Consider the following 14,410-nt stretch of genomic DNA (forward strand, 5'->3'; position numbering starts at 1 on the left):
CAGTCGTTCGGCACTCTTCTCGCCATAGTCCGCGCCGGTCTTGGCGCCAACCTCGAGCTCCATTAGTCGCTCGGCGGCAAAGCCAATCATCTCACGCAGTAAATCTGCATCGCCGCTCTGTTCGACAAGCGCGCGAAGGTCCATCATAGGTTTGGTCATCGGGTGTCATCCTTGGATCAGATTGAGTCTAGCAACCCGACCTTACTAAGAAACCCGATGGCCACCTGAGCTACACCATCCCGTGGGACACGATCCGGAAAGCTGAAACGACCTGCCAATTGCCGGGATGTCGCACCGGCCCAGCGTTTTCTCGCGGACCATCTCACCGATGCCTCGGCACCCGCGACATTTTAAGTGACGAAGACTGTATGGGCCGCAGCTGCCAAGGCCAACTCGGCAGCAAGCGGACGCACAGTAATGTGCTGAAGGGTCGCAGATCCGCGTCCGCGCTCTGAAAAACATCATACAGGCTATAACCTCTCTAAGCCATCAAAGGCTTGTTCGCCAAGCAAATTGGCCCAAGGAAAGCCCGCGCATCTGCGCGATCAGCGACAAAGGATCCAGGCGGCGCTGGAAGATCGGATACAGCCCTTGATAATTTGCACCTGCACCAAACTGCCCACAAGGAAAGTCTACCCGCATTGCAAACTATGCTTTGTATCCTGACCGGGTAGACTGCAGGTTCTTGTACAGGCGTCCAGATCGCAACGCCGCCTAGATTAATGTACGTAGTTTTGTAAAATGGGCGCTACTGAACACATATTCCATTATAGCCATGGTTACATAATACTTATTATGACGTTGATCGAGCTCAAAAGACATAGACACAATTGGTAAAAATGATGTGGCCCGCGAAACTCGAACAGTCTGGCTCGAGCTTGCCGTCAACGAGGACGAACGGCATGGCTGGATAACGGAAGAACTATAGAGCCTGCGTTCAAGGCGAAAGTGGCACGCGGGGCGATCCGCGATGAGGCAACGATCGGCGATCTGGTGGCTAAGTACGGCGTGCATCAGATGGTAATCAACGCATGGAAGCGCCAAGCGCTCAAGGGCATATCGGGGATCCTCTCGGGAAAGGCCGAAGCGAGCGAGGACGAGATCGAGAAGCTGCATGCGAAGATCGGCCAGCTTGTGGTGACGCGGGATTTTTGAGCGCGAGGCGAGCCGTTACTGCGCCACCGGTTCGAGCGCCGCTGGCGACGGCGAGCGGACGGCGAGGGTATAGCTGTGGCGGGACATGATCGCTCCCCATTATCCCGAGCTGTCGATCCTGCGGCAATGCGCCGTACTCGGGCTGAGCCGCTTGGCGTTTTACAGCCCGAGCAGACCCGAGCCGCCGTTGAACCTAGCCTTGATGAAGCTTGTCGACGCGCAGTTCATGGAGACGCCGTTCTACGGCAGCCGTCATATGGCGCGGCATCTGCGCAACCAAGGACATTGCCTCTGGCGCAAGCGGGTCAGAAGGCGCATGGCCAGGATTGGTCTGCGGGCTGTTTATCAAAGGCCCAGGATCTATTAACTTTTGAAGTCGAATCTGGATCTGAACGATCTGGAGTTTGACGTGATGAGTAACTTGTTCTGGCTGACCGAGGCGCAGATGAAGCGCATTGGCCCCTATTTTCCGAAAAGCCGTGGGCGGCCTCGCGTCGATGATCTGCGTGTGTTGAGCGAGTTGTCTTCATTAATCGCAATGGGTTGAGGTGGCGTGACGCGCCCCAAGGAATTTGGTCCGCCCAAAACGCTCTACAATCGTTGGAGCCGAATGGGTGTCTTCGCTCGGATCATGGAAGGCCTGACCTCCGAAAATTCCGACACTCGAACCGTGATGATCGATGCGACATATCTGAAAGCGCATTGCACGGCATCCAGCCTGCGGGTCAAAAAGGGGGCGTGGACGCCTGATCGGTCGCACGAAGGGCGGGATGAACACGAAGCTCTACGCCATCGCCGACATGAAAGGCCGCCCGATCCGACTGTTCATGACAGCAGCTCAGCTCAGCGACTTCACCGGTGCGCAGGCGTTGCTCGACAGCCTGCCACAGGCGAAATGGATGCTGGGCGATCGGGGATATGATGTAGATTGGCTCAGAGAAGCGTTGAAAGACAAGGGGATGAAAGTGTGAATCCCGATTCGGAAGTCCCGCAAGGCACTCATCGGATATGACAAGCGCCGTTACAAGCGACGCAATCGCATCGAGATCATGTTCGGACGACTGAAGCACTGGCGGCGGGTGGCTACTCGATATGACCGATGCCCAATCACCTATCTCTTGGCGATCGCACTCGCTGCTACCAGCTTGTTCTGGCTCTGGATGGAAATGAGCGCTGACCCTAGATCTTTCCGCATATCCTGCCCGCAGGGCTCCCAGCCGAATGGCAGGCCCATACGACCGGCATCGACCGCTACATCGGCATGCGCTACCGTCTACTCGACGGAATACTGGAACATATTTGACGAATAGGCCCGCATCCGGTCACAATAGGCCCCGCAGAGCACTTTGCCCTTGATGTCGCAATGTCGCGGTGATGCCCGCATCGATGGAGATCTTTACGATCCGCGCATTCTGCGAGCTATCGGGGCGGGCTTCGATTTCGGGCAAGCGCGGGCAGGCCGCCGCGTGAGAAGACCTCGCCCGCGCGAGCCTGTGTCTCCAGATCAGTTACAGCCTCGCGCAACAGCCCACGCTCGTCAGTGACATAAAGAATGGGGCAGCTATGCACGCGACCGCTGCCGATCGAGGTCGGCGGCACGTTGAACGAACCGTTCTGGTAGGTGGGCCTCATGGCGAGGGGCTCCACGGGGAAGACATCGAGCACCGCGCCCCCGAATGCGCCCTCACGCAGGGCGGCCACGAGGGCCATATGATCGATTACCCTCGCGCGCCCCACGCTGACCACCCCTGCCCCGCGTGGCAGAAGGCCCAGACGGGAGGCCGAGACGAGGTTCTTGGTCTCGGGGGTTAGCGGCAGGCTGGAGAAGAGGATATCCGTGCGGGGCAGCACATCGTCGAGCGTGCCGACGGGCAGGCAGGCATCGAGAGCGGCGGTGGAGCGGCTACTGCGGGTCACGCCGGTGACCACCGCGCCCAATCCGCGCAAGAGCGGCACCGCAGCCGAGCCGATCCCGCCCACGCACAGAAGTGTCCAAAGACGGATGCCCATGTTCACGCCGTCTTGTAGCTGGCGAATTGCGGGGTGGCATAGTTGGGCATCAAGGCCGCCGTCAGGAGGAACACGCCACCTTTCGCGCCATGCACACCCGAGGCATTGGTCAGCGCCACACCCTCGGGCAGATAGGGGTCAGGGTCTCGATGCCCGCCGAGATCACCTGGATCCAGTCGAGCTTCGGCGCCTTAACACGCAGCTCGCGCAGGTCGGGTTTGCAGCAGGCAAAGAGGATATCGGCCTGTGCCACGGCGGTCTCAAACGCCGCAGAATCGGCGTTTTTGGAGATCTCCATCCCGGTGATCCCCGCCTGATCCAAAGCCGCGCGCAGACGGTCGGCGCAGAGCGACAGGGGACCGCCATCAGTTTCAATATGGATATGCATCACGCCTGACGCTCCATCGCGATCGCATCCATCTCGACCAGAAGGCGCGGATCGTTGAGGCGGATGCCCACCGTGGCGCGCGCCGAGAATGGCGCATCGAAATACTCGGCATAGACAGCGTTCATCGCGGCGAAATCATCGCCATTCACCGGAAAGATCCCGACCTTCATCACATCGGCCATGCTCAGCCCGCCCGCCTCGACGAGCGATTTCATATTCTCGAGAACTTGCCGCGTCTGGCTGGTGATGTCGGACCCCGCAAGTGCCCCGCTCAAAGGATCGATCCCGACCTGCCCCGAAACAAACAGCATAGGTCCGTTGCGCCGCGCGGCAGAGAGCGGCGCGGGCCCCATCGGGCGATCGGATTGGGGAGACCGGGATGAGCGATTACGATCGTTTACGGTCAGGAACAGTTTTAAATTTGCCGCAGGTTTTCAGGGGGACATTGCCGCTGGCAGTGTCCTTCAGGCGAAGCGCATATAGATTATGGCCGCCAGAACGAATAGCCTGCTTATAATGTGATGTAGATCAAGAAAGCCGCAAAGGAACCCAGCGTTCAAATGCAGCCCACGCGGAACCGGAGGCCAATACGCACAGCGGCGCGTATGAAAACTCCCGCCCCTGTGCTGGCACGGGCGGGATGGACGGCACGAACGCCCCGGGTGCTTACGGGGTGGTTTCAGCCTTTACCTGCGCCACCTCTTCGGGCGACATCGTGCCGGTCGTCTCGACAGTTCCATCGGTGATCTTCCACAGGCGGAACGGGCCGGTGATATCGCCGTACTGATCGAAGGCGACAGGGCCGATCACCCCCTCGTAACGGATTTTCTTACCTTCCTTGATCAGCTCCAGCGCCTTCTTGAACTCGGCAGGACCTGCATAGATCGGTTCGCCCTCGGTGCCGGTCACCTCGGGGATGGCGGCGCGGATCTTGTCAGGCGTTGGTTCGCCTGCCTCGGCAATCGCCAGCGCCACGATCGCCCCCGCATCATAGGAGCGGTCGGCGGCGGGCGCATTAGGGGCGATCCCGCCCGAGAAAGTTTCGAAATTATCGTAGAAATATTTGGTCGAGGGGCTCTCGGACGTGCCCGAGGAGGTGCCATAGGCCGCCTCGAGATATTGCGCCCCGACAGCTTTGATGAAATCGGAGGAGTTCATTCCGTCATTGAGAAGGAATTTCTGCGGCCCGCCCGAGGAAATCCATGCCCGCGCGATGGTCGCGCCATCGACCGGATAGGAGATCAAGTAAAGCCCCTCGGGATCCCCTTTCAGCGCGGCGGTCGCCTCGGAGGAATAATAGGCCTGTTTCTCGTTATAGGGGGTGACGGAGGTGATCTCGCCGCCGAGCGCGGTATAGGCGGTCGTGAACTCGCGCATCATATTGACGCCGAAATCATTGTTCACATGAATGATGGCAAGCTTTTTCATGCCCTGATCGATGGCATATTTGGCCGCAGCCGTCCCTTGCAGCGCATCCGAGGTAATGGTGCGGAAGAAATAGCCGCCCGTCTTGCCCTCCTGCCCCAGCTGGGTGAGTGTGGGCGAGGAGGAAGCGGGCGAGACCTGCACGACCTTGGCGGGCGCGGTCACCGAGGTGAGGATCGGCAGCGTTACCGAGGAGATGATCCCGCCGATCACGACCGGCACCTTCTTGATATTGACGAGCTGTGTGGCCTGATCGACGGCCACATTGCCCTGGCTCTGGCTGTCGCGGATCTCCGACGCGATCTGGCAGCCCCCCGCGCCACCTGCCTCGTTGAAATCGCGAAACGCCATATCCACGGCCTTGGCACCGGCCTGACCATAGACACCGGCGGGACCAGTCAATTCCATGACCATCCCTACGTCGATCTTGCAATCCTGGGCCATCGCGGCGGAGCCAAAGGCGGCGCTGGCCGCTCCGGCAAGCAGTAATTCCTTCATATCAGTCAACTCCTGTTGGAAATGCCCTTTGTCGGGCGGGGATCGGAGGCTCAGGCCTCTTCTTTATTGAGATTGTATTTCATGATGGCGCCGTGGCGGCCGTGACGGTCCCGCTCGAGTTCGTAGACATCTCCCTTGAGCGGGACGGATTGCGCCAGCACCGCCTCGATCGCGGCCAGATCCTCGGGCAAGAGCGCCAGCGTCCCGATCCGCAGATTGGCCGCCAGATGCGCACGGTTGCGCGCGCCCACGATGACCCCTGCCACCTGCGGGCGGGTCAGCATCACCGCCGAGGCCACGGTCGCGATATCGCTCCGGTGACGGTCGGCAACGGTGCGCAGACATCCGAGCAGGCTCTGGAACAGATCCCAGCCGCCGAAATCCTCGATGATCAGATGGTATTTCGTGAGCGAGCGGTTCTCCATCTCGCCCTTGGGATCGGGCCGGCCCAGCCAGCGGTCCGACAGGAATCCGCCCGCCACGGTGCCATAGCACAAAAACTGCATCCCCTCGCGCGCGGCCAGAGCGGCCATCCGCTTTTCGGGGCGCAGGTCGAGGAGCGAATACTGGGTCTGGAGCGTGGCCAGACGGATCCCCGCCCCGAACATCGCTGCCACCTGATCGGTGCCGAAATTGGTCCCCGATAGAAGATGGATCAGCCCCTCGTCCTGAAACTCCCTGAGCCAAGATGCCGCTTCGAGCCAGTCGCCCTGTGCGTAATCCCACCAATGGAACTGCACCAGATCGAGTCGCTCGACCCCGAGCCGCTGCGCCGAACGCGCCACAGTTTCCCGCAGCATCGGGCGGGTGAGGCGGGCAAGCTTGTCGAGATCGGGCACGCATTTGGTATGGACGCGGATCTGGCCAAGCGCCTCTGCCCCGAACCGGCTGGCATAGGTGCGGCGGAAGGCGCCGATGATCTCCTCGACGCCGGTATAGATATCGGCGCAATCGAAGGTGGTGATGCCGGCCTGCGCGGTGGCGACCAGATCCTCCACCGCCTCTGCCTGATCGATCGCGCCATGTCCGCCCGCCAGCTGCCAGCCGCCACGGATCACGCGGGAAATCTCGTAGCCTGGGCCGAGTGTGGCGCGGGGAAGGGTCATGTCAGTCATCCTTTGTCAGAGATACGGCGGTGGTCTGGGCATGGCTGAAGCGCCGTTTGCCCAAACGGGTAATCCGGAAACGGGTGGAACAGTTCGGGTCGGGACAGGCCACCTCGGCATCGGTGCTCATCCAGTCATTGGGGTGGGTCTGGCGCTGTTTGGCCGCCAGCAGCGGCAGCACGGCAGACAGCGAGTAGATCGAGAACCCCTGTCCGGGCGGCAGATGGAGCATCTCGCCGCGCAGCTCGAAATAATCGCCGCGCTTGGCGTTGCAATAGATCGCGCCGCCCTCGGGAGCCGTCACCTCGACCCGCAGGTCCCAGAGCTCGAATGTATCATCCATCGCCTGCCGCCTTTCGCATATCCTCGCGGATCAGCGCGAAGGACTGGGTGATATCGGCATGGAGCGCACGCACCGCCGCCTCGGCATCGCGTGCCTCCAGCGCCTCGATCAGCGCCCAATGGTGATGCACCGCCGTCAGCGAGGGGTTGCGCCCGTAAATGATGGCCGAGGCGCGCACACAGGGGCCCGACTGCATCCACAGGCTGCGCACGATCGGCAGCAACACATCGGAGCCCGCCGCCCCGTAAATGGTGAAATGGAACTGGTGATTGAGCTGCGAAGTCTGGCTGGCATGTTCCTCGTCGAGACGGTTGAAGGCGGTCTCGCATTCGGCAGTCTGGGCGCGCAGCACGGCCCAGTCCTCGGGGGTCAGCCTAGGGACGGCCATCCGCACCAGTTCGCCCTCCACCAGACAGCGCGCCCGCGCCAGATCGGTCAACCGCTCCTCGGTGATCAGCGGCACACGCGCCGAGCGGTTGGGCATGATCTCGAGTGCGCGCTCGGTGGCCAGCCGCCCCAACGCCTCGCGCACCGGCATGATCGAGACACCCATCGTGTCGGCCAGCGCCTGCATCCTGAGCACCTGCCCCGCCGCGAAGGCACCATGGGTCAGCGATCGGGTCAGCTCGTCATAGACGCGGGTCTGCAGCGAGGCGCGGCCGACCCGCGCAAGGCCCGGCACGGCGGTGTCGGGTGGCCCCGCAATGGGCGAAGTGCTGTCCATTTAATCTCCCGCATCATCAACCAAGGATATTTCACCTTTTTGACTTGCCATGGCGAAATCTGTCAATGATCTTTGATCAAAGACACAATGAAACCGGAACCCCTGCCTAAATGCGCGGCGATTCCGGCAGCAACAGGGAAGAGGGAATGGACCAGACCCGAGAGGCGGTGCTTGCCGCCCATGGTCTCAGCCGGAGCTTTCAGGGGGTGCGCGCCGTGGACAATATGTCCCTGTCGCTCCATCCCGGCGAGTTGCTCGGCCTGATCGGCCCTAACGGGGCCGGAAAGACCACGATGTTCAATATGCTGGCGGGCGCGCTGCCGCCCTCTTCGGGGCGGATCGAGCTTGCGGGCCATGACGTGACCCGCGAGGGGGCCGAGAAACGGCTGGGCCGCGGTCTGGGCCGCAGCTTCCAGATCCCGCGCCCCTTCCCCGAGATGACAGTGCTGGAGAATGTCCTGTGCGGGGCCCAGAGGCAGAGCGGCGAAAGCGTCTGGGGGGCGGCCTTCCGGCTGGGGGCCGCGCGCCGTGACGAGGCCCGCGCGCTGGAGAAAGCCCGCCAGATCATCGAGTTCCTGCTGCTAGGCCATCTGGTGGATCAGCCCGCGCGGGTGCTTTCGGGCGGGCAGCGCAAGCTGCTGGAACTCGCGCGCCTGCTGATGGCCGATCCCAAGGTGCTCCTGCTTGACGAGCCCGCCGCCGGAGTGAACCCGAGCCTTCTCGAGGAGATCATGGGCCGGATCGTCGCGCTGAATGCGCAGGGCGTCTCGATCCTGCTGATCGAGCACAATATGGATATGGTGGCGCGGCTATGCTCGCGCGTAGTGGTGATGGCGCAGGGTGCCGAGCTGGCACAGGGCGCCCCCGACGCGGTGATCCGCGAGCCACAGGTCATCCGCGCCTATCTGGGAGATGCCGCATGAAGGATGTGGTGCGTATCCGTGGCCTGCATGGCGGTTACCAGCCCGATCTGCCGATCCTCAAAGGCGTGGATCTGGTCGTGGGCCAAGGCGAGTTCGTGGTGCTGCTTGGCCCCAACGGGGCGGGCAAATCGACGCTGGTCAAGACCATCGCGGGGCTGGTGCCCGTCCATGAGGGGGCGATCAAGCTCTACGGCGAGGAGATCTCCAGACTGCCCGCCCATCTGCGGCTGCGCCACAGGCTGGCCTTCGTGCCGCAGACCGAGAACATCTTCGCCCAGATGAGCATTCGCGAGAACCTGCAGCTTGCCGCGCAGATCCTGCCAAAGGCAGAGCGGGCGGAACGGATGGCCGCGATGATGGAGACCTTCCCCGATCTGGCCCGTCGCCCCGCCACCCGCGCGGGTAGCCTCTCGGGCGGGCAACGCCAGATGCTGGCCGTGGCGCGCGCGATGATCGTGGACCCGCAGGTGCTGATCCTCGACGAGCCCTCGGCAGGGCTCTCGCCCCTGATGGTGGCGGATGTGTTCGACCGCCTGCGCGCGATCAACCAGACCGGCATCACCATCCTTTTGGTCGAGCAGAATGTCCGCGCGGGGCTGGGAATTGCCAGCCGCGGGGTCATTCTGGTCGAGGGTCGTGTGGCCCATGATGCGCCATCGGCCATCTTGGCCAATGATCCGGTGGTGGCCGATCTTTATCTGGGTGGCCATGCCGCCGCCCCCGCGAGGGAGGGTGCGCTGTGATATTGCAACCTGTCATGGACGGCCTCGTGAACGGGGCGATCATCGGCCTTGGCGCGATCGGCGTCACACTCACCTATTCCATCCTGCGCTTTGCCAATTTCGCCCATGGCGAACTCCTCAGCTGGGGTGCCTATCTGGCGCTCACCATCAGCGCGGCGCTTGGCGCGATGCTGCCCGCACTCGGCACGCCTATCGGGCCGTTCAGCTTCGGCTGGTCGGTGCCTATTGCCATGGCCGGATCGATCCTCGCCACCGCCGCGCTGACATTGGCCACCGACTGGCTGCTGTTCGAGCGGCTCCGGCGCTCGGGAGCGGCCACGATCATTCTGGTCATGGCCTCTTTCGGTGCGGCACTTGCCCTGCGCAACCTCATCGAATTCGCCTATACCTCGAGCCCGCAATATTTCACCAATGCGCTGCAGATCAGCCGCGAGATCCTGCCGGGCCTCAGGGCCACGCCCGACCAGATGCTTGTGGTGGGGCTGGGCGTCGTGTTGGTGATCGCGGTGCATCTGGTGCTCACGCGCAGCGCCGCAGGGCGCGCCATGCGCGCCGTGTCGGAAAATCCGCAGCTGGCCGCTCTTGTGGGCATTGATGCGCGCGGGGTCATCCGCATGGTCTGGATCCTCGGTGCGGGGCTTGCCGCCATCGGGGGGATCATGTCGGGGGTGGTAGTGCAGATCCGGCCCACCATGGGCCATGACCTGCTGCTGCCGCTCTTTGCCGCCGCCATTCTGGGCGGGATAGGCTCTGTGCCAGGCGCCATGCTGGCAGGCCTCATCGTCGGGCTGGCCGAGGCCTTCACCGTGCAGATCATCGGTGCCGAATGGCGTGCGGCGGTTTCCTTTGTCATCCTTGTTGCGGTGCTTCTCCTGCGCCCGCAGGGTATTTTCGGAAAGGCAATGGCCTGATGGATCTTCTGATATACGCCGCCTTCTTCCTGACCATGGCGCTGACCTATGCCATCATGTGTCTGGGGCTGAACCTGCAATGGGGGCAGACGGGGCTGTTCAACGTGGGGATCGCGGGCTTTGTGGCCGTGGGTGCTTATGTCTCGGCGCTGCTGACCACCCCCGCCATCGACGGACGGCTCGGCGGCTTCGGCCTGCCGATCCTGATCGGCTGGCTGGGCGGCGGGCTGGCGGCGGGTGTTTTATGCTTCCTCCTCGGAGCGCTGACACTGCGTCTGCGGGCCGACTATCTGGCGATTGCCACATTCGGTGCCGCCGTTGTCATCCAGCTGGCGCTTCTCAATCTGGAGGGGATCACCGGCGGGCCCTTCGGCATCGGCTTCATCCCCCGTCCCTTCGGCACCCTGCAAAGTCACGCCAACCTTTTCACACTGGCCAATCTTGGCGTAATGGCAGCGACGGTGCTCCTGAGCTATCTGGTGCTCGAGCATCTGGTGCGCTCGCCCTGGGGGCGCGTGCTGCGGGCGCTGCGCGAGGACGAGACCGCCGCGCGTGCGCTTGGCAAGAACCCCGTGACCTACCGCCTGCAGGCCTTTGCCATCGGCGGCTTCTTCATGGGGCTAGGCGGTGCGGCACAGGCCCATTTCATCGGCTTCATCGCGCCGGACAACTATCTGCCCATCCTGACCTTCCAGGTCTGGACCATGTTGATCGTGGGCGGATCCGGCAATATGCGTGGCGCCATTCTGGGCGCAGTGCTCGTCTGGGCGATCTGGGCGCTCTCGGGATCAGCGGTCAGTGCGCTGTTTCCGCCCGAGGCACAGGCCCGTGCCGCCTCGCTGCAGATCGTCATGATCGGGGTGGCGCTCTGCGCGGTGCTCCTGCTGCGTCCGCGCGGGCTCCTGGGCGAGGCGGGGACTTTGCGCGCGCGTCGTCCTGCCCTGTTTTCCAAAGCCTCCCTCTCCAAAGGCACTCACTCCAAAGGATCCAAAACCAATGCCTGACAGCTCTTTCTCCACCCCCCTGCCACGCATCGATCTGGCGCCGGGATTGAATATTGCGCGGCTTGTCTGCGGCTTATGGCAGGTGGCCGATCTGGAAAAGGACGGCACGACGCTTGACCCGGTGCTGGCGGCCAACCAGCTTGAGGCCTATGCCAAAGCGGGGTTCGACACATTCGATATGGCCGACCATTATGGTAGCGCCGAGATCATCACGGGCGAATTGACCAATCGGGCCGGCATGGGCGGCGTGCGTGCCTTCACCAAATGGTGCCCCGAACCGGGCCCGATGACGCCCGAGATCGTGCGGGCGGGGATTGTCGAACGGCTCGAGCGGATGCGGACCTCGCGTATCGACCTCCTGCAATTCCACTGGTGGAGCTTCGAGGACCCGCGCTGGCTCGATGCGCTGCGCGAGATCGAGGCGCTGCGGCAGGAGGGGCTGATCGGCGCGATCGGTGTGACCAATTTCGATGCGACCCATCTGGAGCTGGCGCTGGCCGAGGGGATCGAGATCGTCTCCAATCAGGTGAGTTTCTCGCTCGTCGACCGCCGTGCGGCAGGGGCACTGACCGATCTTTGCGCCCGCTATGATGTGAAGCTTCTGGCCTATGGCACGCTTTGCGGCGGGTTTATCTCGGAGAAATGGCTGGGCCAGCCCGAACCCACCGAGATCACCGACTGGAGCCGGATGAAATACAAGCGTTTCATCGATGCGGCGGGAGGATGGGCGACATTTCAGGACCTTCTGGCGGCGGCCCACGAGATCGGGCGCAAACACGGGGTCTCTCTTTCGAATGTCGCCTCTACCTGGGTGCTGGAAACGCCTTCGGTTGCCGCGACCATCATCGGCGCCCGCATCACCGAAGCCGAGCATCGCGCGGATAACCTGCAGATCTTCGGCTTTGCCCTCGATGACGAAGATCGCGCCCGCCTCGAAGCGGTGTTTGCGCGGATGAAAATGGTGCCGGGCGATTGCGGCGACGAATACCGTAAGCCGCCGTTCCTGACTGCGTCCGGCGATCTTTCCCATCATCTCAATTCCATCGCCCCCCTCCATCCGGCGCTGCCCGACCCTATTCTGCCCGACCGTGCGCGGGTCTTCTCGGGGTCCAGATGGGAGCCTATCGCGGGCTATTGCCGCGCGGTGAGGGTCGGCGAGCGTATTCTGGTGTCGGGCACTACGGCCACGCATGGCGCCGATCATGCGATCGCGCCCGACAATGCGGGCGCACAGACGACCTATATCCTCGACAAGATCGTCGCGGCGCTGCGCGCGCATGGCGCAGGTCCCGAACATGTGGTGCGCACGCGCATCTATCTGACCGATGCGGAAGATTGCGAGGCGGTCTCGCGCGCCCATGGCCGCTTCTTTGCCCAACACCCCCCCGCCAACACCCTGTTGCAGGTCGCCAGACTCATCGGGCCCTACCGCGTGGAGATCGAAGCCGAGGCCATGCTGTCCGCCTGACCTCCCAACGAGATGCCCAGACGCGCGCCCCCGAACGGGGCGCGTTTTGGCGTTGACAAAGGGCGATGCAGGATACAGCTTCACGTTGTGCCCTTGGGAGGGGGTGCAGGAACAGGTTCGGGGAGGACCCTGTTTCGCTTTCAGATTTCGGCATCCGACATAAGCGCCGGACAAACCATCTTTATCGCGCGGGGGACCATCCCCTTGCGCAAGAAGCATTTTTACGGGTCCCCCCGACAGGCCACGCCAGATCATGCCCCTACACGGCGATCGGGCCATGTCATTTTCAGGAGGAACCCGATGCAAAATCCGCTCTCACACTGGACCCGTCCGCTCACGATCATGAGCCTGCTCATGGCGTCCTTCCTACCAACCCAGACCATCGCCCAGAGCGTGAGCCCCGCCCCGATCGATTATGGCGCAAAGGCCGGTGCGCCCCTGACCGAGGTCGGGACCTATCCGTGGCTCGCCAATGCCGCGGCGCTCACCAGTGACGGCACGATCTTTCTCGGTCTGCCGCGCTGGCCCGGCTACGAGGCGACACCCGGTATCGCGGTTCTCGACCCGCAGTCCGATACGCTACGCGCCTTTCCGGGAGGCGCGTGGAACACTTGGACCCCCGACGCACCCACAGGCGAGGCGCTGGTAAATGTCAACACGATCCATATTTTCGATGACGACACGCTCTGGGCGGTCGATCAGGGGACACCGTTCTTCGGGCCGAAGGTCGATGAGGCCGCCGCCAAGGTGCTGCAATTCGACACCAAGACCGGCAAGCTCCTGCGCAAGATCGTGCTCGGCCCCGATATCCTGCCGGAGGGCGGCTCGCTCAATGATCTGCGCCTCGATGCGGAAAATGCCTATTTCACCGATTCCGGTCTGGGCGGCATCGTGATCGTCAACCTCGAGACCGGCAAGGCGCTGCGCAGGCTCGACGGGCATGTCTCGGTCACCGCAAATCCCCAGCGCCCGCCCATCGGCGAGAAAGGCCAGATCCTGACCAATCCGCAGGGCGCGCAGATACAGGTCCATTCCGATCCGATCGAGATCTCCCCGGACGGACAATGGCTCTATTACCAACCGCTGAGCGGCCCGCTCTACCGTGTGCCCACCAAGGCGCTGCGCGATGAGACCCTGTCCGAGGCGGATCTCGAGAAACAGGTGGAATTTGTCTATGACACGCCACCGCTCGTGGGCACCGCGATGGATAGCAAGGGCAATCTCTATATGGCCGAGATGGACCGCCCCCGGATCACGGTGCTCTCGCCCGACGGAACCTTGCGCGTTCTGGCACAGGATGACCGGCTCTGGGGTCCGGATGCGATGGTAATCAGCGATGACCGCGCGCTTTATGTTCCGATCCCGCAGACCGGACGACTGGCCGCCAATCGCGGGCCCGACGGCAAGAACATGATCGAGCCTCCCTTCCGCCTGTTCAGGATGGCCCTGCCTGACTGGGCAGGAGACCGCGAGCGCGTGCCGCCGGTTTTCAGGTAAACGCGGCCAGAACCGAGCCCGTCCCTCCGCCGCTTATACAGGGCATAGGGGCGGCCACTCCTTCCCTAGGGGAAATCCGTGCGACACCCGGAACAACACCAAATCACACATCAAAATGACGTATTTTTTCTGACGTGAGAACAACAACTTGAAGAAATCCGTTCCTATCCTCACGCCCCTGTGAGTTGCGCGACGGAGGTGTGGGCATAGCTGGA

General features: G+C 62.7%; 13 protein-coding genes and 3 pseudogenes. 8 read left to right on the forward strand and 8 right to left on the reverse strand.

The features are described from left to right. Positions 1-159: pseudogene (locus VSX56_RS11180) on the reverse strand (IS256 family transposase); the annotation flags it as partial. Between the two features lie 747 nt (positions 160-906). Between VSX56_RS11180 and VSX56_RS11185 the strand changes: the two are divergent. Further along, positions 907-1,513 (forward strand): annotated as a pseudogene (locus tag VSX56_RS11185) (IS3 family transposase); the annotation flags it as partial. A gap of 54 nt (positions 1,514-1,567) precedes the next feature. Beyond that, positions 1,568-2,312 (forward strand): annotated as a pseudogene (locus VSX56_RS11190) (IS5 family transposase); the annotation flags it as partial. Between the two features lie 262 nt (positions 2,313-2,574). Here VSX56_RS11190 and VSX56_RS11195 read toward each other — a convergent pair. From VSX56_RS11195 to VSX56_RS11225, 7 genes are all read right to left on the reverse strand, one after another. After that, positions 2,575-3,165 (reverse strand): NAD(P)-dependent oxidoreductase, encoded by a 591-nt coding sequence (locus VSX56_RS11195; protein ID WP_339115539.1) that lies wholly within the window; start codon positions 3,163-3,165, stop codon positions 2,575-2,577. A gap of 109 nt (positions 3,166-3,274) precedes the next feature. Beyond that, entirely contained in the window at positions 3,275-3,553 is a 279-nt protein-coding gene (locus tag VSX56_RS11200) for a Rossmann-fold NAD(P)-binding domain-containing protein (protein WP_339115538.1), read from the reverse strand. After that, positions 3,553-3,906 (reverse strand): Rid family hydrolase, encoded by a 354-nt coding sequence (locus tag VSX56_RS11205; protein WP_339115537.1) that lies wholly within the window; start codon positions 3,904-3,906, stop codon positions 3,553-3,555. Before VSX56_RS11205 ends, VSX56_RS11200 begins: the two co-directional genes overlap by 1 nt. A 313-nt stretch (positions 3,907-4,219) precedes the next feature. Continuing rightward, positions 4,220-5,476 carry an ABC transporter substrate-binding protein gene (locus VSX56_RS11210; protein WP_350937118.1) on the reverse strand — a complete coding sequence of 419 codons (1,257 nt, stop codon included), beginning with the start codon at positions 5,474-5,476 and terminating at the stop codon, positions 4,220-4,222. A 50-nt stretch (positions 5,477-5,526) separates the two neighbouring features. Then, positions 5,527-6,582, reverse strand: coding sequence for an aldo/keto reductase (locus tag VSX56_RS11215; RefSeq protein WP_349295023.1), 1,056 nt, complete (start codon positions 6,580-6,582; stop codon positions 5,527-5,529). Between the two features lies 1 nt (position 6,583). Beyond that, the gene (locus VSX56_RS11220; protein ID WP_349295022.1) at positions 6,584-6,925 is read right to left on the reverse strand and encodes a TIGR04076 family protein; all 342 of its coding nucleotides are present in this window, start codon (positions 6,923-6,925) and stop codon (positions 6,584-6,586) included. Further along, complete coding sequence (locus VSX56_RS11225) at positions 6,918-7,649, reverse strand: GntR family transcriptional regulator (RefSeq protein WP_350937122.1); 732 nt, start codon at positions 7,647-7,649, stop codon at positions 6,918-6,920. Before VSX56_RS11225 ends, VSX56_RS11220 begins: the two co-directional genes overlap by 8 nt. Before the next feature lie 146 nt (positions 7,650-7,795). Between VSX56_RS11225 and VSX56_RS11230 the strand changes: the two genes are divergently transcribed. The 6 genes from VSX56_RS11230 (at position 7,796) to VSX56_RS11255 (ending at position 14,195) form a co-directional block, all read left to right on the forward strand. Further along, a complete protein-coding gene (locus VSX56_RS11230) occupies positions 7,796-8,572 on the forward strand; it encodes an ABC transporter ATP-binding protein (RefSeq protein WP_350937124.1) in 777 nt (258 codons plus the stop codon). Continuing rightward, a complete protein-coding gene (locus VSX56_RS11235) occupies positions 8,569-9,315 on the forward strand; it encodes an ABC transporter ATP-binding protein (protein ID WP_350937126.1) in 747 nt (248 codons plus the stop codon). The genes VSX56_RS11230 and VSX56_RS11235 overlap by 4 nt, the downstream gene beginning before the upstream one ends. Then, the gene (locus VSX56_RS11240) at positions 9,312-10,226 is read left to right on the forward strand and encodes a branched-chain amino acid ABC transporter permease (protein WP_349295018.1); all 915 of its coding nucleotides are present in this window, start codon (positions 9,312-9,314) and stop codon (positions 10,224-10,226) included. Before VSX56_RS11235 ends, VSX56_RS11240 begins: the two co-directional genes overlap by 4 nt. After that, entirely contained in the window at positions 10,226-11,230 is a 1,005-nt protein-coding gene (locus VSX56_RS11245) for a branched-chain amino acid ABC transporter permease (RefSeq protein WP_350937128.1), read from the forward strand. Before VSX56_RS11240 ends, VSX56_RS11245 begins: the two co-directional genes overlap by 1 nt. Next, on the forward strand, positions 11,223-12,698 hold the full coding sequence (locus tag VSX56_RS11250) for an aldo/keto reductase (RefSeq protein WP_350937130.1): 1,476 nt from the start codon (positions 11,223-11,225) through the stop codon (positions 12,696-12,698). Before VSX56_RS11245 ends, VSX56_RS11250 begins: the two co-directional genes overlap by 8 nt. Positions 12,699-12,998: 300 nt before the next feature. Next, positions 12,999-14,195, forward strand: coding sequence for an L-dopachrome tautomerase-related protein (locus VSX56_RS11255; protein WP_350937132.1), 1,197 nt, complete (start codon positions 12,999-13,001; stop codon positions 14,193-14,195). The last annotated feature ends 215 nt before the right edge of the window (positions 14,196-14,410 follow it).

It is taken from the genome of Thioclava kandeliae, from assembly GCF_040297545.1.
In the GTDB taxonomy this organism is placed as follows: domain Bacteria; phylum Pseudomonadota; class Alphaproteobacteria; order Rhodobacterales; family Rhodobacteraceae; genus Thioclava; species Thioclava kandeliae.